We start from the raw sequence: 21,491 nt of genomic DNA, 5'->3' as shown, positions 1-21,491 counted from the left end.
CTTTTGTTAAGTGGGTAATATATTTATGTTGAATGATAATGATATTAGTAATTTTGAGGAAAAGATAGGATATGTTTTTAAGGATAAGGATCTTCTGATCCAGGCATTTACACACAGCTCTTTTGTCAATGAGCAGCGTATCAACAAAAAGCCTGATTATGAGAGACTCGAGTTCTTGGGAGATGCCGTTCTTGAGATGGTATCCAGTGAATTTCTTTATAAGACATATCCCGATAAAAAAGAGGGTGAGATGTCCAAGATACGTGCTTCGCTTGTATGTGAGCCGGCTCTTTCTTCAGACGCGGAACAGCTTGAGCTCAAAAGCTATATTCAGCTTGGAAAAGGCGAGGAACACACGGGCGGACGTAATAAGGATTCTATAATAGCCGATGTTATGGAGGCTGTTATCGGAGCTCTTTTCCTTGATGGAGGACTTCCTGTAGCCAAGCGCTATATAGATGATTATATTCTTACAAACACCGAGAGTTTGGAGAAATACAGGGACAGCAAGTCTCAACTTCAGGAACTTGCCCAGAGTATGAAGCATAAAGAAATAAGGTATGAAATTTGTGGCGAAGATGGTCCCGAACATGATAAAATATTCAAGGTGCGCGTCTATGTTGCAGATAAGATTATGGGAGAGGGGACAGGAAAAACCAAGAAGGCTGCCGAGCAAAGCGCGGCTTACCAGGCTATTCTTGTTTTACGCGATTCAAAATAATGTATTTAAAAAGTATTGAGATTCATGGCTTTAAATCTTTTGCCAATAAAATAAAATTCGATTTTCATAACGGCATTACCGGTATCGTCGGACCTAACGGTTCAGGTAAGAGTAATGTCGCCGATGCAGTCAGATGGGTTCTCGGTGAGCAGCGTATCAAGCAGCTCCGCGGAGGATCCATGCAGGATGTCATCTTTTCGGGAACAGAGCTAAGGAAGCCCCTTGGCTATGCTTATGTTGCCATCACATTGGATAATTCCGATCATTCTCTTGCAATTGATTATGATGAAGTAACCGTTTCGAGACGTTTGTATCGCTCCGGTGAGAGTGAATACATGATCAACGGTGCTGCGTGCAGGCTCAAGGATGTGAATGAGCTCTTTATGGATACCGGTATCGGTAAAGAGGGCTATTCCATTATCGGACAGGGTCAGATCGATCAGATCCTTTCAAGTAAGCCTGAGGACAGACGTAACCTTTTTGATGAGGCTGCAGGTATCGTTAAGTTCAAGTCCCGTAAGGAGACTGCGATCAAGAAGCTTGAGGAAGAGAAGATCAATCTTACAAGACTTTCCGATATCTTATCCGAGCTTGAGAAGCAGATTGCGCCTTTGGAGAAGCAGTCTGAGGTTGCCAAGGAATATTTGAAGCACAGAGAGAGACTTAAGACTCTCGATGTGAACATGTTCCTTTTAGAGAACAAGAATCAGAAGGATCAGCTTGAAGAAGCGGGCAAGAACCTCGAGATAGCGACAGAATCTTTGACAGAGGCCAAAGACAGCTATCAGAAGGCTAAGGATGAGTATGAGAATCTCCAGAAAGAGCTTGAGAGATTGGACGCCGAGATCGATGAGGCCAGAGCCAAGATCACGGATTCATCCGTTAAGAAAGAGAAACTTGAGGGACAGATTGGTATTCTCAATGAGAAGATCAATTCTGCCTCTGTTAACGATGCTCATTTCAAGACAAGAATGAAGGATGAGCAGGCTAAGATAGACGAAAAGAACAAAGAAAAAGATAAGTATCTCGAAGAAAAAGAAGAGATAGACAAAGAAGTTAAGGCTCTTTTGGAAGACAGAGACAATGCCAAGAAAGAGCTTGATAACATCTTATCCAAGATTACAGAGATCAACGATAATATCGAGGAATGTAAGAGCACAATTATCGAAACTCTTAATACAAGAGCCAATATCAAGTCCAAGCTCAGTTCACTCGAGACCATGAAGGAACAGGTCAATATCAGAAAGGCTGAACTTACCGGTAAGCTTGTAAGAGCACAGTCCGATGAGTCCAAGCAGGAAGAGATCATCAAAAAGCTTCGCGAAGAGTTCGATAAAATCACAGCGGAGATTTCCGAGATGAACAAGAAACAGAAGGCTTGCGAGCAGGAAATTGTCAGCCTTCGTGAGAATATGTCCCTTAAGGATACCGAGCTTCGTAAGACACAGGGACTTTATCAGCAGGAGAAATCCAGACTTGAAGCTCTCGCCAATCTTACAGAGAGATATGAAGGATACGGCGGCAGTGTTAAGAAAGTTATGGAGAGAAAAGACGACACCAAGGGAATCATCGGTGTTGTTGCCGATATCATCAAGACCCAGCCCAAGTATGAGACCGCTATCGAAGTAGCGCTTGGCGGTAATATTCAGAACATCGTTACAGACGATGAAGAGACAGCCAAGAAGATGATCAAGTATCTTAAGGATTCCAAGGCAGGTAGAGCTACATTCCTTCCTCTTACATCGCTTGATAATCCTCCGGAGCTTAAGGCCAAAGAAGCTCTTAATGAGCCCGGCGTTCTCGGTATGGCCGATGAGCTTGTAGACACAGATCCCAAGTACAAGAAAGTTGCCAAGGCTATGCTTGGAAGGATCGTTGCGGTTGATAACGTGGATAACGCCGTTAAGATCGCAAGAAAATATAATTACACCGTTCGTATGGTTACTTTAGAGGGTGAGCTTCTTGTTCCCGGCGGTGCTATAAGCGGTGGTGCATTTAAGAACAATTCCAACCTCCTCGGAAGACGTCGTGAGATGGATGAGATGGAGGCCAACGTTAAGAAATATAAAGAGCAGATGGACGAGCTCCAAAAAGAGATCGAAGATTCCAAGAAAAAGCGTAACGAGCTTCGTGAAGAAGCCGAGGAACTAAGGACAGAGCTTCAGAGTAAGTTTATTGCTCAAAATACCGCTCGTCTTAACATAGAAAACGAAGAGAGCCGTCAGGAAGAGCAGAAAGGCAATTATTCTGATCTTAAGGCTGAGAATGACGAGATCGAGAGCAAGATCCTTGAGATCGCTTCAGAGAAGGAAGAGTCTGAGGCAGCTCTTGTAGAATCCGAGAATATTGAGAAGACCTGCACAGAGAAGGTTGAGAAGTTCAGAGCAGAACTTGAAGGCCTTCATGAGATAGAAGAACAGGAGAATGATAAAGTCTCCAAGAAAGAGATCGAGTACGAGAAAGCTCATCAGAAGCAGGAATTCTTCAGACAGAATATCGAGCGTGTGGATGAAGATATCGAGACGGAAGAGAAAGCTCTTGCCGAGATCATGGAATCCATGCGTGAAAATGAGGAGAACCTCAATCAGAGTAAGAAGGACATTGAGGAGATAAGGCTTACGATCGAGGCTTCACTTGATGTGCAGTCAGATGCTACCAAGGACCTTGAAGCCAAGAAAGAGCAGAAGAATAATCTTGCGATATCTCAGAAAGAGTTCTTTGGTAAGACGGAAGAACTCAATAAGACAATGTCTGACCTTGAAAAAGAGGTTATAAGGCTTACGTCACGTAAGGAAAAATGTGAGGAAGCCATTGAAACACAGATCAATTACATGTGGAATGAGTATGAGATCACACTTTCCGATGCAGCCGAGCTTCGCGACGAAGAGATGACCGATGTTCCTGCTATGAAGAAAGAGACTTCACAGCTTAAGGATGCTATCAGAAAACTTGGTGATGTCAACGTCAACGCTATTGAAGATTACAAGAATCTCATGGAGAGATATACCTTCATGAAGACTCAGCATGACGATCTTATAGAAGCCGAGCAACAGCTCAAAGAGATCATCAAAGATCTTGACGAGTCCATGAGAAAGCAGTTTATGGAGCAGTTCAAGCTCATAAACATCGAGTTCGACAAGGTATTTAAAGAGATGTTCGGCGGTGGTAAGGGAACTCTTGAGCTTGCCGAGGATGAAGACATTCTTGAAGCAGGTATCAGGATCAACGCTCAGCCGCCCGGAAAGAAGCTTGTCAACATGATGCAGATGTCCGGTGGTGAAAAGGCACTTACCGCGATAGCTCTTTTGTTTGCTATCCAGAACTTAAAGCCTTCACCGTTCTGTCTTCTTGATGAGATTGAGGCTGCGCTTGATGAAAATAACGTAGTTCGTTTTGCCAAGTACCTTCATAAGCTTTCAAGTACTCAGTTCATTGTAATTACACATCGTCGTGGTACAATGGAAAGTGCCGACAGATTATACGGTATTACAATGCAGGAGAAGGGTGTATCCACTCTTGTAAGTGTTAATCTTATTGATAAGGAGCTTACGAACTGATGGCCAACAGCTTTTTTGCCAAATTACAACAGGGCTTGTCCAAGACAAGAGAAAATATCGCCAAGGGAATCGACAATGTTTTTTCCGGCTTTTCGGGAATCGATGACGATTTCTATGAGGAGCTCGAAGAGACTCTTATCATGGGTGATATCGGTATCAATGCAACAAGCCGTATTATAGACAACTTAAGAAAACAGGTAAAAGAGAGGCATATTTCCAATCCTGCCGAGTGCAAAGAGCTTCTTATTCAGAATATCAGAGAGCAGATGAGCATTGATGAGCATGCTTATGATTTTGAGGATAAGAAAACGGTTATCTTTGTAATCGGAGTTAACGGTGTCGGAAAGACAACTTCCGTAGGTAAGCTTGCATCTATTTTCAAGAATAAAGGTAAAAAAGTTCTTATTGCAGCTGCAGATACTTACAGAGCCGCTGCTACGGAACAGTTAAAAGAGTGGGCTGACAGAGCCGGATGCCCCATTATTACAGGTAGAGAAGGCGGAGATCCCGCGAGTGTTATTTATGATGCGGCCTTTGCTTTTAAATCAAGAGACTGTGATATTTTGATAGTTGATACAGCCGGAAGACTTCACAATAAGAAGAATCTTATGGAAGAGCTTGCCAAGATGAACAGGATCATCGATAAGGAGCTTGGCGAGATCTGCAGAGAGAACTTCATTGTTCTTGACGGAACAACCGGTCAGAATGCTATCATGCAGGCAAGAGAATTCGGTGAGGCTGCCGATCTTACGGGTATCATTCTTACCAAGCTTGACGGAACTGCCAAGGGCGGAATTGCCGTAGCTATAGTTTCGGAGCTTAATATTCCGGTTAAATATATCGGAGTCGGAGAAGCTATCGACGATCTTGAGAGATTTAACTCTGATGAGTTTGTCGATGCACTTTTTAGCTAATACACTGCTTTTGCGGTATAAATATAAGTTGGGAGATAGGAAAAGAAATGGCTGACGAGAATAAGATGACACTGGAGAAATTTGAAGAAGCATATGAGGACGTCAAAAAGGTAACTCTTGAGACTAAGCTCATATACAGTGATTACTGGAGCAACAACACAGGTAATAAAGTTTATTTAAAGCCCGAGAACCTTCAGAGAACAGGTGCTTACAAGGTTAGAGGCGCTTATTACAAGATTACGACTCTTACAGATGAAGAGAGAAGCAAAGGACTTATAACCGCTTCGGCCGGCAACCATGCGCAGGGTGTTGCTTATGCGGCTAAGCAGTACGGAGTTAAGGCTACGATCGTAATGCCTACTTCAACTCCTCTTATCAAGGTTAACAGAACCAAGGCACTCGGAGCCGAGGTTGTTCTTCACGGTAATGTTTATGACGAAGCTTACGAGCATGCATGCGAGCTTGCCAATGAGCACGGATATACGATGGTTCATCCTTTTGACGATCTTGATGTCGCAACAGGTCAGGGTACGATCGCAATGGAGATCATCAAAGAGCTTCCCACAGTTGATTATATTCTTGTTCCCATCGGAGGAGGCGGACTTGCAACCGGTGTATCAACACTTGCAAAGCTCCTCAATCCCAAGATCAAGGTAATAGGTGTTGAGCCTGCGGGTGCAAATTGTATGCAGGAATCAATAAAGGCAGGACACGTTGTAACCCTTCCCGGAGTCAACACAATTGCTGACGGTACAGCCGTTAAGACTCCCGGAGAAAAGATCTTCCCTTATATATCCAAGAACATTGATGACATCATCACCGTTCCCGATGAAGATCTTGTTGTATCCTTCCTTGATATGGTCGAGAACCACAAGATGGTTGTTGAGAATTCAGGTCTTTTGTCAGTAGCTGCACTTAAGCAGCTTGACTGCAAGGATAAAAAGATAGCATGTGTACTTTCGGGTGGAAACATGGATATCATCACAATGTCATCCGTAGTACAGCAGGGACTTATCATGAGAGACAGAATCTTTACCGTTTCTGTACTTCTTCCCGATAAGCCGGGCGAACTTTCGAGAGTATCAGGCATAATAGCTGATGTGAGCGGTAATGTTATCAAGCTTGAACACAATCAGTTCGTATCAATAAACAGAAATGCAGCCGTTGAGCTTAGGATCACACTTGAGGCGTTCGGAAGCGAGCATAAGGAGCAGATCCTTAATGCGCTTGAAGAAAACGGCTACAAGCCAAGAATAGTAAGGACAAATATTTAAATAAAATATGAGCAAACCGGTAACTATTAAAAGAAGGTGCTTTGAGTACCTGATAATAACCTTTGCGGCAATACTTTACGGAATTGGAACGGCTCTTTTGATCGATCCCAACAATATCGCCCCGGGAGGACTTACCGGACTTGCCATTGTACTTAACAGAATCTGGGGCATCGGAACAGGTATGTGGTTCCTTATCATGAACATACCGATACTGATCATCGCCATATACAAATTCGGTATCAGATTTACGATATCGACTATATATGCGACGGGACTCATATCGTTTGCAACTGATTTTTGCTCCAAGTATTTCATTCAATACGCAATTTATGATAGGCTTCTGGCGATCACGTTCGGAAGTGCGACAACCGCAATAGCGATAGGTCTTTTGTTTAAGTGCCATACCACGAGCGGCGGAACGGATGTTATCATCAAGCTTCTCCGCATCAGGTATCCGCATATCAAGACCGGTATTTTGTATATGTTGACCGATATATTCGTGCTGATCGCAGCTACGTTTGTATTGCACGACATTACCGTTGCGCTTTATTCGTTCCTATGTGTTATCATCACTTCACTTATTCTTGATCTTGTTCTATATGGAAGAGATGAAGCGAAGCTTATCTACATCATATCCGACAGACCGGATATCATTACTGCAAGGCTTTTGGAAGAGCTTGATATCGGTGCCACTCATGTTTTCGGACAGGGCGCTTACAGCGGTGAAGAGAAAAAAGTAATTCTCTGCGCCGTTAAAAAGAGATTATCTCCACTTGCGGAGGATATCGTAAGAGATGAGGATCCGAATGCGTTTATGATAATCACAAGCGCAAGTGAAATCTTCGGTGAAGGCTATAAGAGCTATTTTGATGAGAGAATGTGACTATGAAAACTAACCTTCAGGATATAAGAGAAAAAAGAGGCGTCAGAAATTCTCATAATATTGTTTCCATAATATTTTTGAGTCTTGTTTCTATTATGGCGCTGTCTTTTAGTATCTTTCTTCTCGTTAAAAATGCATCACTTCAAAGACAAGAGGCTGCTTTCAGAAGCGAGCTTGATGCGATAACAAGTGAAGGCTATTATACCGCTACAGAGGCACAGCGTCTTATTGATGAGGCTTCAAACGAAGCGGAGCAGCGCACCAAGGCTTCCATAAGGGAGACTTTTCGTAGGAAGCTTGAATCGGGAGAAGGAGCCATTTCGGCTGTGAGAACTCTTTTTCCGGATCAGATTGTTGTGTCCAGTTCGGGAAGATATTTTTTCTTTCCTATTTCCGATGAGATCGAACATCACGGTTTTGATGAAAATGATTTTGAGTTTACCGACAACGGTTTTCTTAAATATATAGGAAACGATGATATTTATATCAAACAGGGTGTTGATGTTTCCAGATTCCAGGGAAATATTGACTGGGACAAGGTTGCTGCGGACGGCATTGACTATGCCATGATCAGAGCCGGTTACAGAGGAACGACTGAAGGTAAGCTTCTTCAGGACGATAAGTTCATCGATAACATTGAAGGTGCACTCGCAAGCGGACTGGATGTCGGAGTTTATTTCTATTCACAGGCTCTGAATAAAAAAGAAGCCATTGAAGAGGCACAGCTTTTGCTTGATATGATAGAGCCTTATGATATCAAGTATCCCGTTGTTATAGATATTGAATCGGCTGAATCCGACGAAGCACGTACCGCAACGCTTTCTTCCGATGTATATGAAGAAAATGCCAAGGTTTTCTGCGATACCGTAAGTGCTGCAGGTTATAAACCCATGATCTACGGTAATGTTAAGTCGTTTGCTCTTTTGATGGATGCCGTGGATGTGGATGATTACGATATTTGGATCGCTTATTACGGCGCTCCTTTGTATTACCCTTATCATTTCAACATGTGGCAGTATACATCTGCCGGTAAAGTGAACGGAATAGACGGTAACGTTGACCTCAATGTCTGCATAACAGAGTACTGAGCATGAATATTAAGGATAATCTCAAGGAATATGAGCAGAAGGGATATCTGAATAAGGATTTTCGTTTCTTTCATATTTCCGACAAGGAAGAACTGGATATACCGTATCATTATCACGATTTCCATAAGCTGATACTGATACTTGACGGTAACGTTAAATATATGATCGAAGGACGGGAGTATGAGCTTTTGCCCTTCGATTTTGTGCTGGTTAACAGGTTCTATATTCACAGACCGGTTGTATCAAGTGACGGTGGAACATATGACAGGATAATCCTGTATCTGAGTCATAGTTTTCTTGAAAGTAACGGACTTTTGGATGCATTTAATATTTCTGCCGAAAAAGACAGTCATGTTGCGCGATTTTCAGCCAATATCAGCGCGGAGCTTCTTGATATGCTCAAGCTGATAGAAGATGATATGGCAAAAGAGTCTTCTGAATATGCGGGTGAGCTTACGACAAGACTTGATGTTCTTAAGATGCTGATAGCATTTAATAAAGCATGTATTTCGGAAGAAAGAGCTTTCGGTGCTGAGGCACGCTATAACAGAAGAGTAATCGAACTTATAGAATATATCACGGATAATTTGGGCAGTGATCTTTCGATAGATCTTTTGGCAGATAAATTCTATATGAGCAGATATCATATGATGCGTACGTTTAAGAAAGAAACCGGATATTCGATTCACAGATATATTTCGGAAAAGAGAATACTTAAGGCAAGAGATTTGATCATATCCGGAATGCCGACGACAGCAGCCTGTATCGAGAGCGGATTTAAAGACTATTCGTCTTTTAGCAGAGCGTTTAAAAATCAGCTCGGAATTCTTCCTTCCGACGTTAAAATCTAAGCTTCGAGGTGTCAAGAAAAAATACTTGACACCTCTTATTTATATGTTTATTATATTCAATGTGTCTTAATGACCAAAGGATGGTATATGGAAAAAATCGTAGAGCAGGGCTTGTTGTATGATTTTTACGGCGAGCTTCTTACAGAGCATCAAAAGAGCATATATGAAGCGGCCGTTTATGAGGATATGTCCCTTACAGAGATTGCCGATGAACACGGTATCAGCAAGCAGGGAGTTCATGACCTCATCAAGAGATGTACCAAGACATTGCAGAGTTACGAAGACAAGCTTCACATGATAAGACGATTTGAAGCGATCAAATGCAGTGCGGAAGAGCTTTTGCAGCTTACCGATTCCGCGGATTCTTTATCCACGGATGAACTTAAGAAGAGCACCAAAGAGATATCAAGTCGCATTATAGAGGAGTTAACATAATTAATGGCTTTTGAGAGTCTTACAGATAAATTACAAAATGTATTTAAGAACCTTAGAGGAAAAGGACGTCTTTCCGAAGAAGACGTAAAGGCAGCTCTTAAAGAGGTTAAGATGGCCCTTTTGGAAGCTGACGTAAGCTTCAAGGTTGTAAAGCAGTTCATCGGTTCCGTTCAGGAGCGTGCTGTCGGAGAGGATGTTCTTAACGGACTTAATCCCGGACAGATGGTCATCAAGATAGTTAATGAAGAGATGACTGCCCTTATGGGTTCTGAGACCACCGAAATCTCGCTGCTTCCTATAAATGAGATCACAGTCATCATGATGTGCGGTCTTCAGGGTGCAGGTAAAACAACCACCGCAGCTAAGATTGCCGGCAAGCTCAAGATGAAGGGCAGAAAGCCGCTTCTTGTTGCTGGCGATATTTACAGACCTGCCGCTGTCGATCAGTTACAGATCAACGCAGGCAAGCAGGAAGTTGATTTCTTCTCAATGGGCACGGATGTAAGCCCTGTTGAGATTGCTAAGAATTCGATAGAACAGGCTCGTAAGAACGGCAACAATGTTGTTATTTTGGATACAGCAGGCCGTCTTCAGATAGATGAAGAGATGATGAAGGAGCTTACGGATATCAAGGAAGCCGTAACCGTTCATCAGACGCTCCTTGTTGTGGATGCCATGACAGGTCAGGATGCGGTTAATGTTGCATCGCAGTTCGACGAGAAAGTCGGAATCGACGGTATCATCCTTTCCAAGATGGATGGTGATTCCAGAGGTGGTGCGGCTCTTTCAACCAAAGCAGTTACGGGAAAGCCCATTCTTTTTGTAGGTATGGGTGAGAAGCTCTCAGATCTTGAGCAGTTTTATCCCGACAGAATGGCAAGCCGTATTCTTGGTATGGGCGATGTCTTAAGTCTTATCGACAAGGCAGTTGAAGCCAATGCCGAGCGAGACGCCGAGAAGGACAGAGAGATGGCGTCCAAGATGAAGAAGGGCAAGATTGATTTCGAGATGTATCTCGAGAGCATGAAGCAGATGCGCAACATGGGTGGCCTTTCTTCGATCATGGGTATGCTTCCCGGAATGGGTAAGGTGAGCGATGATATGCTCCCCGATGAAAAGAAGCTTGCCAAGATGGAGGCTATCGTTCTTTCGATGACTCCCGAAGAGCGTAAGAATCCTAAGCTTATGTCTCCTCAGAGAAAGCACAGGATCGCTAAGGGTTCAGGTAATGATATTGCCGATGTAAACCGCTTTATCAAGCAGTTTGAGCAGATGCAGAAGATGATGAAGCAGATGCCCGGACTTATGGGCGGCAAGCGCGGAGGCTTTGGCAGAATGGGCGGCCTTGGCGGAATGTTCGGCGGAAACAAGTTCTTTTAACTAATAATTATGATATGTCATGCAGCACACAGCTGTTTCACACATATAAAAAGACAATTTATTATCTATCTTATTTATTAAATGGAGGAAAATTAAAATGGCAGTAAAGATCAGATTAAAGAGAATTGGTAAGAAGAAGGTTCCTTTCTACAGAATCATCGTTTCTGATTCTAAGTTCCCTGTACAGGGTAAGTTCATCGAGGAGATCGGAACATACGATCCCAACACAGATCCCAGCACAGTTAAGGTTGATGAGGAGCTTGCAAAGAAGTGGATCGCTAACGGTGCACAGCCTACAGAGTCTGTTGCTAAGTTGTTCAGACAGGCCGGCATTAGCAAGTAATTGAATGATATAGGTGTCACAAAGTGGAGCAATCCGTATATCATGTCATATACATATAATTACTTACGCCGGAGGTAAAACAATGAAAGAATTAGTTGAAGTAATCGCTAGAGCGCTTGTAGACAATCCGGATGAAGTTGTTGTTTCCGAGAAGAAAGACGGGCGCAATTATATGATCGAGCTTCATGTTGCACCTTCTGACATGGGCAAGGTAATTGGCAAACAGGGACGTATCGCGAAGGCTATACGAGCTGTTGTTAAGGCAGCATCTACCAGAGAGAACATCAAGGTTGATGTGGAGATTGTTTAAGACTTATTTACGAACAATGAGCCGAATAGGGGAAACTCTTATTCGGCTCTTTTTTACCTCTGAATTTATAAAAGGATTATTATGAATTTTCATATTATGACTTTGTTTCCCGAGATGATTGAACAGATTCTTTCAACGAGTATTCTTGGAAGAGCCATTAACAAGGGACATATCTCCTTTGAAGCGGTCAATATCAGGGATTATTCCAATGACAACAAGCATCACAAGGTTGATGATTATACATACGGAGGCGGTGCGGGCATGCTTATGCAGGCACAGCCTATTTATGATTGTTATCTTGCAATAAAAGATAAGATCGAACAAAATAAAAAGAGTGATACCAAGAACCCCAGAGTCATATACGTCACTCCGCAGGGCAAGGTCTTTGACCAGAAGCTTGCAAGCGAATTGTCCAAGGAAGATGACCTTATCTTTTTGTGCGGACATTATGAGGGCGTGGATGAGAGAGTTCTTGAAGAAATAGTTACGGATTATATTTCAATAGGAGATTATGTGCTTACGGGCGGTGAGCTCCCTGCTACAGTCATGATCGATGCGATCGCAAGGCTTGTTCCGGGCGTTCTTAATAATGATGAATCCGCGATGACGGAGAGCTTTAGCAATAATCTTCTTGAATATCCCCAGTATTCAAGGCCAGAAGAGTGGATGGGGAAGTCGGTTCCGCCGATTCTTTTATCCGGAGATCATAAAAAAGTTGATGAATGGAGACTTGAACAGGCTATAATAAGAACTAAGGAGAGAAGGCCGGATCTCTACGAGAAATACATTGAAGAGAATCCTCCCAAGCCTCCCAAGAAGCCAAGAAGAAAGAAAAAGAATCCGGATTCGGAACAGAGCATTTGACGGAGAATTGTATGACAGATAGATTTCAGGTTGGTGTTGTTGCTTCAACACACGGTCTTCACGGTGAAGTTAATGTATTTCCCACAACGGAAGATCCCAATAGATTTAAAAAACTTAAAAAAGTAACTCTTCACACTCAGAGAGGCGAAGAGCTCTTGCTTGACGTTCAGAGCGCCAAGTTTTTTAAGAAATTTGTGATAGTGAAATTTAAGCAGTTCGATAAAATCGAGGATGTAGAGAAATTTAGGGGCTGTGAGCTTACGATAGACAGGAAAGATGCCATTAAGCTTAATCCCGGTGAATACTACATTGCCGATATGCTGGGACTTGATATTGTCGATGAAGATGACAACAAGCTGGGTGTTCTTACGGATGTTATCCAGACCGGAGCCAACGATGTATACGAGATGGAGGCGGGTGACGGCAATAAGATTTATATCCCTGCCATCAAGGATTGCGTGAAAGAAATAGATATAAAAAACAAAAAGATCATTATTCATGTCATGGACGGACTTCTGTGATATAATTATTATAAGTTATATTGTGATTAAACTATTGCTAATATCAATATTTAGCGGTTAGGAATGAATATGGTCGATTATACTGAGGGTGCGGGATATCAATATCATACTCATGTTAAACCCGGAGACGTAGGAAGATACGTTATTTTGACAGGCGATCCCGGAAGATGTGAGACTATTTCCAAGCTTTTTGATAATCCTGAATTTATTGCTTATAATAGAGAATATAATACTTATACGGGAACCTTGGACGGAGAGAAGGTTACCGTTATGTCACACGGTATCGGAGGCGCATCTACTGCAATCGCTGTAGAAGAGCTCAGGAAGTGCGGAGCCGATACTTTCATAAGGATGGGTACCTCGGGAGGTATGCAGGAGGATGTTATCGGAGGCGACATCGTGATCGCATCCGGCGCTATTCGTGCGGAAGGAACATCCAAAGAGTATGCCCCCATTGAATATCCTGCAGTTGCAAGCTTTGATGTTGTTAGTGCTCTTGTAGAAGGCGCCAAGAAGGCCGGAGCAAATTATCATGTCGGTGTTGTACAGTGTAAGGATTCATTCTTTGGTCAGCATGAACCTGAGACCAAGCCTGTAGGACCTGAGCTTTTATACAAGTGGGACGCATGGATCAAATGCGGAGCACTATGTTCTGAGATGGAATCATCCACATTATTTGTAGTAGGAGACTATTTAAGAGCAAGAACTGGAGCTGTTATGCTCGTTGTTGCCAATCAGGAAAGAGCCAAGAAGGGACTTCCCAATCCACAGGCTCATGACATGGAAGTGGTGTACAAGACCACCATTGAGGCGGTAAGACGTCTTATTGCATCGGATAAAGCCTAAACGGTTTTATTATACAGTAGTACATCATAAAATAATGGAGGACAATTATGAAAAAGAAACTTTTTGCAGTAATTATGGCTGCATCAATGGTAGCTTCTCTTGTTGCCTGCGGTTCTAACAATGCTGGTACCGCTACAACATCAGAACCTGCACAGACTACTGAGACTACTGAAGCTGCTGACGCTACAGAGGCACCTGCCGCTGAAGAGACAGCTGCTGCTACTGACATGAGAGTTGCAATGATCACTGACTACGGTGACATTACAGACCAGTCATTCAACCAGTCAACTTACGAGGCATGTAAGGCTTTCTCAGAGGCTAACGGATGTGACTTCACATACTACAAGCCCGAAGGCGATTCAGACGCTGAGAGAGTAGCTATGATCGACAAGGCTGTAGCTGATAACTATAACGTAATCGTTATGCCCGGCTACGCTTTTGCAGGAGCTATCAAAGAGACAGCTGACATGTATCCCGATGTAAAGTTCGTTGCTCTTGACGTTTCAGAGTATGATCTTGAGGGCGATGATTCAGATTTCAACAATGAGACATATGCTAACGTATTCTCTGCAGTATACCAGGAAGAGCTTCCCGGATACATGGCAGGCTACGCAGCAGTAAAGATGGGCTTCACAAAGCTCGGATTCCTCGGTGGAATGGCAGTTCCCGCTGTTATCCGTTACGGTTACGGATTCGTTCAGGGTGCTGACGCAGCCGCTAAGGAAGTAGGCGCTGACGTAACACTTAACTACGCTTACGGTAACCAGTTCTACGGCGATGCTGATATCACAGCAGCTATGGATACTTGGTATCAGGGCGGCACAGAAGTTGTATTCGCTTGCGGCGGTGGTATCTTCACATCTGCAGGTGAGGCTGCTGCTAAGGTTGGCGGCAAGGTAATCGGTGTTGACGTTGACCAGGCTCCTACAATCGACGGAATGTATGAGAAAGGCATGACAGTTACTTCAGCTATGAAGGGACTTCAGGCTACAGTTAACACACTTCTTTCAGCAATCAGAGACGGACAGTGGGATAAGTTCGCAGGAAAGATCGAGAATCTCGGTCTTGTATCAGGCGATGACACATCACTTAACTATGTAGGACTTCCTGAGGATTCAACAGTATGGAACGATACATTTAGCAAGGATGATTATCTCAAGCTTGTTGCTGATATGGCAAGCGGAACAATCAAAGTTTCCAACGACACATCAGCTGAGAAGCCTTCTGCTGAGAACATTAAGGTTAACTTCCAGGGCAACATTAAGTAATTTTGCTTTTAACAGCTATTAAGCTGATAGGGACCGGCAGATTCATAGTCTTCCGGTCCTTTTTACCAATTAGGTAGATTAAATTTATGGAGGAGACAAAAGTGGCAGATAACAGCGAATATGCTATTGAGATGCTTGGCATAACTAAACGTTTCCCGGGTATTATCGCTAATGACAATGTTACCATTCAGCTGAAAAAAGGCGAGATCCATGCTCTTTTGGGTGAGAACGGAGCAGGTAAATCTACTCTTATGAGCGTGCTTTTTGGCTTGTATCAGGCTGAAGAAGGTGTTATCAAGAAGGACGGAAAGGAAGTACAGATTAACAATCCCAATGATGCCAATGACCTTGGTATCGGAATGGTTCATCAGCACTTCAAGCTCGTTCAGTGCTTTTCTGTACTCGATAACATCATTCTCGGTGATGAGACGGTTAAGCACGGATTCCTGCAGAAGGACGTAGCTCGTAAGAAGATACTTGAGCTTTCCGAGAAATACGGACTTAAGGTTGATCCCGATGCCAAGATCGAGGATATCACGGTTGGTATGCAGCAAAGAACCGAGATCCTTAAGATGCTTTACAGAGATAATGAGATACTTATCTTTGATGAGCCCACTGCGGTTCTTACACCCGCTGAGATCGATGAGCTTATGCAGATCATGAAGAATCTTGCAAAAGAGGGCAAATCAATTCTCTTTATTTCTCATAAGCTTGCTGAGATCATGGCAGTTGCCGACAGATGTTCGGTTCTTAGAAGAGGTAAGTACATCGGTACGGTTAATATTTCCGAGACCAATCAGGAAGAGCTTTCAAGAATGATGATCGGTCGTGACGTACAGCTTGTAGCTACCAAAGAAGATAAGGAGCCCGGCAAGGTTATCCTTCATGTTGAAAATATGACGGTTCCTTCCAAGCTTCATCATAACAATGCCGTTAAGAACGTCTCTTTCGACGTAAGAGAAGGCGAGATCGTATGTATTGCCGGAATCGACGGAAACGGTCAGACAGAGCTTGTTTACGGATTATCCGGACTTGAGAATATTACAACCGGTAAGATAGAACTTTCAGGTAAAGATATTACTCATGCTTCGATAAGAGAGCGTTCAACAAGCGGTATGAGCCATATCCCCGAGGACAGACACAAACACGGCCTTGTACTTGATTATTCACTTGCATATAATCTCGTGCTTCAGAGATATTTTGAGCCTGAGTTCTCTACAGGAGCAGGCTTCCTTAAAAAGAACGAGATCAACAAATATGCAGATAAGCTTATTGATCAGTACGACATCCGTTCCAGCCAGGGCGCTGTTACATTGGCGAGAAGCATGTCCGGTGGTAATCAGCAGAAGGCGATTATTGCAAGAGAGATCGACAAGAATCCCGATCTTCTTATTGCGGTTCAGCCTACCAGAGGCTTGGACGTAGGTGCCATCGAATATATTCACAAACAGCTCATCGCTCAGAGAGATTCGGGACATGCGGTTCTTCTTGTTTCGCTCGAGCTGGAAGAAGTTATGAGCATTTCAGACAGAATCCTCGTAATGTACGAGGGAGAGATCGTAGGAGAGTTCGAACCTAAGAAGACAACTCCCGAAGAACTCGGACTTTACATGGCCGGAGCCAAGAGAAAGGAGGTAGGTGCATAATGTCTGCAGAAAATAAATCGACTGAAAAAATAAGCTTCTTTGCAAGACCTGCTGTGCAGTCAATACTTGCATCACTTCTTTGTATCGTATTCGGTCTTTTGATCGGTTATATCGCACTTCTTTTTATCAATGCAAAGGGTGCGACAGAAGCTATTATCACTATCATAAAGAACTATTTCACTTATCCTACCAAGGCAGCTGCACTTAAGTACTTTGGTAATACGCTCGTTAAGGCTGCGCCTCTTCTTATGTGTGCGCTTTCAATCCAGTTCTGTTATCAGGCAGGCCTTTTCAATATCGGAGCTGCAGGACAGTACGTAGCGGGCGCCGGAGCATCTCTTTTCTGTGCTCTTAAGCTCGGACTTCCTTGGTATGTATGCCTTATCGCCGCATTCGTTGCAGGCGGTATATTCGGTGTCGTTGTAGGTATCCTTAAGGCATATCTTAATGTTAACGAAGTTATTTCAGGTATCATGCTTAACTGGATAGGTCTTTATACGGTTAACATGCTCCTTTCAGGGGTAAAAGAAACAGCGAGCCCTTATACGGTAACTCTTGCAAGCACAAACAAAGCTGCTGTTTTACCTTCAATAGGACTTGAGAAGTTATTCTCAAACAATAAATACGTTACTATAGCGATCCCGCTTGCCATTCTTATAGCTGTGCTTCTTAAGGTAATCCTTTCAATGACAGTATTCGGCTATGAGATCAAGGCTACCGGAATTGCCAAAGATGCTGCAAAGTATAGCGGAATGAAAGAGAAGAGAAATATTATTCTCACACTCTTTATCGGGGGTGCTCTTGCGGGCCTCGGTGCCGCATTCCTTTACCTTACGGGATATGAGCAGTGGTCCGTAACACAGTCATCCGTTCCGGGAATGGGCTTTAACGGTATCGCAGCTACGTTCCTCGGAGGACTTGATCCTATCGGAACAATCTTTGCTTCGTACTTTATACAGCACATTACCAGTGGAGGATCTTATCTTGATAAGAATATCTATCCTTCACAGATTTCCGATTTTATTTCGGCGATCATCATCTATCTCTGCGGTTTCGTACTGTTCTTTAAGTACTTCCTAAACAGCAGGATCAGAAATAAAAAGAATAATGCAGAAGGAGGTAACAAATAATGGTATTACTTCTTCAATATACACTTTTGTTTGCCTCGGTTTTGATATTGGTTGCTCTCGGCGGATGCTTCTCAGAGCATTCGGGTGTTATCAACCTCGGACTTGAAGGAATAATGGTTATAGGAGCTCTCGGTGGAGCACTTACCCTTAAGTACATCAATCCTTCACTTCCCAAGCTTTTGATTGTACTTGCGGTACTTGGTACTTCAATATTGTGCGGTGTTATCTATTCAATGCTTCTTGCATTTGCCTGCATCAACTTTAAGGCAGATCAGACACTTGTAGGAACCGCTCTTAACATGCTTGCCGCTGCGGCTGCAACCGTTATTGTTAAGTCGATCAACATCGCTGAGAATCCCGACAACGTTTCTTCAACTGTTCAGTATGTAACATCTAAGAAGGCACTTGTCGTAAATATCGGTAAATTCCAGTTCAACTGGTTTATGCTTGTTGCTTTGATAGCGCTTATCGCTTCATACATCGTGCTTTACAAGACAAGATTCGGACTCAGACTCATGGCCTGCGGTGAGCATCCTCAGGCTGCCGACAGCGTAGGTATAAATGTATATACAATGCGCTGGGCGGGAGTGCTTATTTCCGGACTTCTTGCAGGTATCGGCGGAATTGTGTACATAACTGCCGGTGTTAGTGAGTGGAAGTTTGAAAACGGTGTTGCGGGCTTTGGTTTCCTTGCACTTGCCGTTATGATCTTTGGTCAGTGGAAACCTGTAAATATCGGACTTGCTGCACTTTTGTTCGGATTCTTCAGAGCACTTTCCAACGTATATTCGGGCTTTGATTTCCTTGCAGCTCTCAATATACCCGGATCCGTATACAATATGATGCCTTACATCATCTCGCTTATAGTTCTTGCACTTACATCTGCCAATTCAAGGGCTCCCAAGGCTGAGGGTATTCCTTACGACAAGGGCTCAAGATAATCGAGGTATTATGTATGGATGAGCAAAAGATAAAAGAGCTAATAACATATGCACTTAATATGAGAGCTTTTTCTTACACGCCGTATTCGCATTTTAATGTCGGAGCAGCACTTCTTGCGGGAGATGACAGGGTGTATACCGGCTGTAATATAGAAAATGCCTCTTATACACCAACCATATGCGCTGAGAGAACTGCTTTTTTCAAGGCTGTCAGCGAAGGAGTTAAGGATTTTAAAGCAATTGCCATTGTCGGCGGACATAGAGGCGAGGATGAACTTGATTATTGTTTCCCATGCGGTGTCTGCAGACAGGTTATGAGCGAGTTTTGCAGGGATAATTTCCTTGTAATAATCGCCAAATCGGTAGACGAATATAAGACATTTTCCCTTCCGGAGATACTTCCGGAAAGATTTGGACCGAAAGATCTTTTGTGTTGACGAATAGGCTGTTTATGTGTTATATTAGTGTACGTTATGATAATCAGACGGTCCTCTGTTACAGATAGTGTATTAAGAACGTCCATTGAATAGGAGAAATATATATGAGTACAATTATCCAGGAGCTCGAGAAAGAGCAGCTGAACGCTAATGCGCCTCAGTTTAGCACAGGTGATACTGTAAGAGTACACGCTAAGATCAAGGAAGGAAACCGTGAGAGAATTCAGGTTTTCGAAGGAACTGTTAAGAAGATCCAGGGCGGTAGCAACCGTACAACTTTCACAGTAAGAAAAGAGTCTTACGGTGTTGGCGTTGAGAAGACATGGCCCCTTCACTCACCTATCGTTGAGAAGGTAGAGGTTGTTAGAAGAGGTAAGGTTAGAAGAGCTAAGCTTAACTACCTTAAAGGTCTTACAGGTAAGAAGGCTAAGGTTAAGGAGCTTGTTACCAGATAATTTGCTACAAAAGGCAGTTACTTTTCACAGTAATTGCCTTTTCTTTATTATCGAGGAATTTGTGATATTATTTGTTTAACCTTAAGGGGGAACAATGTTTAGGAGAAGACGTCGTAACAGCTTATATATTTATCATAAAAAGAAGACATTTTCCGGAGCGCTTATAAGAGAGATCTTTTCATGGATCGGAGTCACGGCCTTTGCTGTTTTTTGTGCGGTCGTTTTTATGACTATCTTCGGCCTTCAGGTCGGTACGATTGGGGATTCAATGGAACCCATGCTTTATAACGGACAGAAAGTACTTGTAAACAAGCTTGCTTACATGATACTTAGTCCCAAGAAGGGTGACGTTATCGTTTTTTTGCCTAACGGTAATACCAATTCACATTATTATGTAAAAAGAGTGGTGGCTGTTCCCGGAGAAAAGGTACAGATCATCGACGGATCTCTTTATATTAATGGCAGCTTACAGGAAGAAGACGACAGTTTATATGATAAAATGGAAGATGAAGGAATCGCATCCAATGAGATAGTGCTTGGAAAGGGTGAATTCTTTGTCCTTGGAGATAACAGAAACAGCTCTGAGGATTCGAGAAGTGCCAATATAGGCCCCGTCAAGACCAATATGATCGTTGGAAAGGCTTGGTTTAAGATAAGAAGCGGCGATAACAAGTCAGGTTTTATATTTAGGAAAAAGTAAGTGGTGAATTTATGAATTTTCAGTGGTATCCCGGACATATGACCAAAGCGATCAGAATGATGCAAGAGAACATCAAGCTGATCGATATAATTATAGAGCTTACAGACGCCAGGATTCCCGCATCAGGGAGAAATCCTGATATAGATGAGCTCGGAAAGAATAAGTATAGGCTTATTCTTCTTAATAAGGCCGATCTGGCCGATCCTTCAATAACCTCTAAATGGAAAGAGTTTTACAAGAACGAAGGCTATTTTGTGCTTGAGATGAACTCAAAGACCGGAAACGAGGCAGGAAAGGTTAAGGATCTCATTCTTAAGGCATGCGCCGACAAGATTGAGAAAGACAGAAAAAGAGGAATAGTCGGAAGACCCATAAGAGCAATGGTTGCAGGCATTCCCAATGTCGGAAAGTCTACTTTTATCAATAAGCTTGCAGGTAAGGCTTCCGCAAAGACCGGAAATAAGCCCGGTGTTACCAAGGGAAAACAGTGGATCTCTCTTGGTAAGAATATGCAGCTTCTTGATACTCCCGGTATCTTGTGGCCTAAATTTGAGGATGATACGGTCGGTCTTCATCTTGCACTTATTGGTTCCATGAACGATGAGAATCTTGATACAACGGAGCTTGCGTGTGAACTTATTAAACTTCTTGAAGAGAATTACGCAGAAGCCATTCCTTCGAAGTATAATATAACCAAGGAACAGGTTGATGAGCTTGAGGAAGTTCCTTATTCCACGCACCTTAGCGCTGTACTTTCTGCAATTGCCATTAACAGAAAGTGTTTTAAGCAAGGAGCTGAGCCTGATATTTCAAGAGCTGCAGCAATGCTTCTTGATGATTTCAGAAACGGAAGACTTGGCAAGATTACTCTTGAAAGACCTAATGAGTAATTTCTTTTTACCAAAATACATTATATAAGGACAGTCA

General features: G+C 43.0%; 22 protein-coding genes. All 22 read left to right on the top strand.

Going from position 1 to position 21,491, the window contains the following annotated elements; translation table 11 throughout:
- Positions 1-25: 25 nt before the first annotated feature.
- Positions 26-721 (top strand): ribonuclease III, encoded by a 696-nt coding sequence (rnc, locus tag BM377_RS02805; protein ID WP_092243383.1) that lies wholly within the window; start codon positions 26-28, stop codon positions 719-721.
- Entirely contained in the window at positions 721-4,278 is a 3,558-nt protein-coding gene (gene smc / locus BM377_RS02800; protein WP_092243380.1) for a chromosome segregation protein SMC, read from the top strand. Before rnc ends, smc begins: the two co-directional genes overlap by 1 nt.
- Positions 4,278-5,192: a signal recognition particle-docking protein FtsY gene (gene ftsY / locus BM377_RS02795; protein ID WP_092243376.1), complete on the top strand. Its 915-nt coding sequence runs from the start codon at positions 4,278-4,280 to the stop codon at positions 5,190-5,192. Before smc ends, ftsY begins: the two co-directional genes overlap by 1 nt.
- A 47-nt stretch (positions 5,193-5,239) precedes the next feature.
- Entirely contained in the window at positions 5,240-6,466 is a 1,227-nt protein-coding gene (ilvA, locus tag BM377_RS02790; protein ID WP_177223775.1) for a threonine ammonia-lyase, read from the top strand.
- Positions 6,467-6,473: 7 nt separating this feature from the next.
- Entirely contained in the window at positions 6,474-7,349 is an 876-nt protein-coding gene (locus BM377_RS02785; RefSeq protein WP_092243373.1) for a YitT family protein, read from the top strand.
- 2 nt (positions 7,350-7,351) lie between these two features.
- Positions 7,352-8,437: a glycoside hydrolase family 25 protein gene (locus BM377_RS02780; RefSeq protein ID WP_092243370.1), complete on the top strand. Its 1,086-nt coding sequence runs from the start codon at positions 7,352-7,354 to the stop codon at positions 8,435-8,437.
- Positions 8,438-8,439: 2 nt separating this feature from the next.
- Positions 8,440-9,288, top strand: a complete 849-nt coding sequence (locus tag BM377_RS02775) for an AraC family transcriptional regulator (RefSeq protein WP_092243368.1) — start codon at positions 8,440-8,442, stop codon at positions 9,286-9,288.
- Between the two features lie 87 nt (positions 9,289-9,375).
- Entirely contained in the window at positions 9,376-9,723 is a 348-nt protein-coding gene (gene ylxM, locus BM377_RS02770; protein ID WP_092243365.1) for a YlxM family DNA-binding protein, read from the top strand.
- Between the two features lie 3 nt (positions 9,724-9,726).
- Complete coding sequence (gene ffh / locus BM377_RS02765) at positions 9,727-11,103, top strand: signal recognition particle protein (protein ID WP_092243362.1); 1,377 nt, start codon at positions 9,727-9,729, stop codon at positions 11,101-11,103.
- 97 nt (positions 11,104-11,200) lie between these two features.
- Positions 11,201-11,446 (top strand): 30S ribosomal protein S16, encoded by a 246-nt coding sequence (gene rpsP / locus BM377_RS02760; protein WP_092243359.1) that lies wholly within the window; start codon positions 11,201-11,203, stop codon positions 11,444-11,446.
- Positions 11,447-11,528: 82 nt separating this feature from the next.
- Positions 11,529-11,756, top strand: a complete 228-nt coding sequence (locus BM377_RS02755; protein WP_092243356.1) for a KH domain-containing protein — start codon at positions 11,529-11,531, stop codon at positions 11,754-11,756.
- An 81-nt stretch (positions 11,757-11,837) separates the two neighbouring features.
- On the top strand, positions 11,838-12,620 hold the full coding sequence (trmD, locus tag BM377_RS02750) for a tRNA (guanosine(37)-N1)-methyltransferase TrmD (protein WP_092243353.1): 783 nt from the start codon (positions 11,838-11,840) through the stop codon (positions 12,618-12,620).
- 11 nt (positions 12,621-12,631) lie between these two features.
- The gene (rimM, locus tag BM377_RS02745; protein WP_092243350.1) at positions 12,632-13,141 is read left to right on the top strand and encodes a ribosome maturation factor RimM; all 510 of its coding nucleotides are present in this window, start codon (positions 12,632-12,634) and stop codon (positions 13,139-13,141) included.
- 69 nt (positions 13,142-13,210) lie between these two features.
- Complete coding sequence (udp, locus tag BM377_RS02740) at positions 13,211-13,987, top strand: uridine phosphorylase (protein ID WP_092243842.1); 777 nt, start codon at positions 13,211-13,213, stop codon at positions 13,985-13,987.
- A 47-nt stretch (positions 13,988-14,034) separates the two neighbouring features.
- The gene (locus BM377_RS02735) at positions 14,035-15,255 is read left to right on the top strand and encodes a BMP family lipoprotein (protein ID WP_092243347.1); all 1,221 of its coding nucleotides are present in this window, start codon (positions 14,035-14,037) and stop codon (positions 15,253-15,255) included.
- 131 nt (positions 15,256-15,386) lie between these two features.
- On the top strand, positions 15,387-16,901 hold the full coding sequence (locus BM377_RS02730) for an ABC transporter ATP-binding protein (RefSeq protein WP_092243839.1): 1,515 nt from the start codon (positions 15,387-15,389) through the stop codon (positions 16,899-16,901).
- On the top strand, positions 16,901-18,031 hold the full coding sequence (locus BM377_RS02725) for an ABC transporter permease (RefSeq protein ID WP_092243345.1): 1,131 nt from the start codon (positions 16,901-16,903) through the stop codon (positions 18,029-18,031). Before BM377_RS02730 ends, BM377_RS02725 begins: the two co-directional genes overlap by 1 nt.
- Positions 18,031-18,972: an ABC transporter permease gene (locus tag BM377_RS02720; protein ID WP_092243342.1), complete on the top strand. Its 942-nt coding sequence runs from the start codon at positions 18,031-18,033 to the stop codon at positions 18,970-18,972. Before BM377_RS02725 ends, BM377_RS02720 begins: the two co-directional genes overlap by 1 nt.
- A gap of 14 nt (positions 18,973-18,986) precedes the next feature.
- Positions 18,987-19,409, top strand: a complete 423-nt coding sequence (locus BM377_RS02715; RefSeq protein WP_092243340.1) for a cytidine deaminase — start codon at positions 18,987-18,989, stop codon at positions 19,407-19,409.
- Between the two features lie 104 nt (positions 19,410-19,513).
- Positions 19,514-19,864 (top strand): 50S ribosomal protein L19, encoded by a 351-nt coding sequence (gene rplS, locus BM377_RS02710; protein WP_092243338.1) that lies wholly within the window; start codon positions 19,514-19,516, stop codon positions 19,862-19,864.
- 94 nt (positions 19,865-19,958) lie between these two features.
- Complete coding sequence (gene lepB, locus BM377_RS02705) at positions 19,959-20,564, top strand: signal peptidase I (RefSeq protein ID WP_092243336.1); 606 nt, start codon at positions 19,959-19,961, stop codon at positions 20,562-20,564.
- Between the two features lie 11 nt (positions 20,565-20,575).
- A complete protein-coding gene (gene ylqF, locus BM377_RS02700) occupies positions 20,576-21,454 on the top strand; it encodes a ribosome biogenesis GTPase YlqF (protein WP_092243333.1) in 879 nt (292 codons plus the stop codon).
- The last annotated feature ends 37 nt before the right edge of the window (positions 21,455-21,491 follow it).

Source organism: Butyrivibrio sp. INlla21, from assembly GCF_900116875.1.
Taxonomy (GTDB): domain Bacteria; phylum Bacillota; class Clostridia; order Lachnospirales; family Lachnospiraceae; genus Butyrivibrio.
This window is presented reverse-complemented; position numbering and strand designations above follow the sequence as displayed.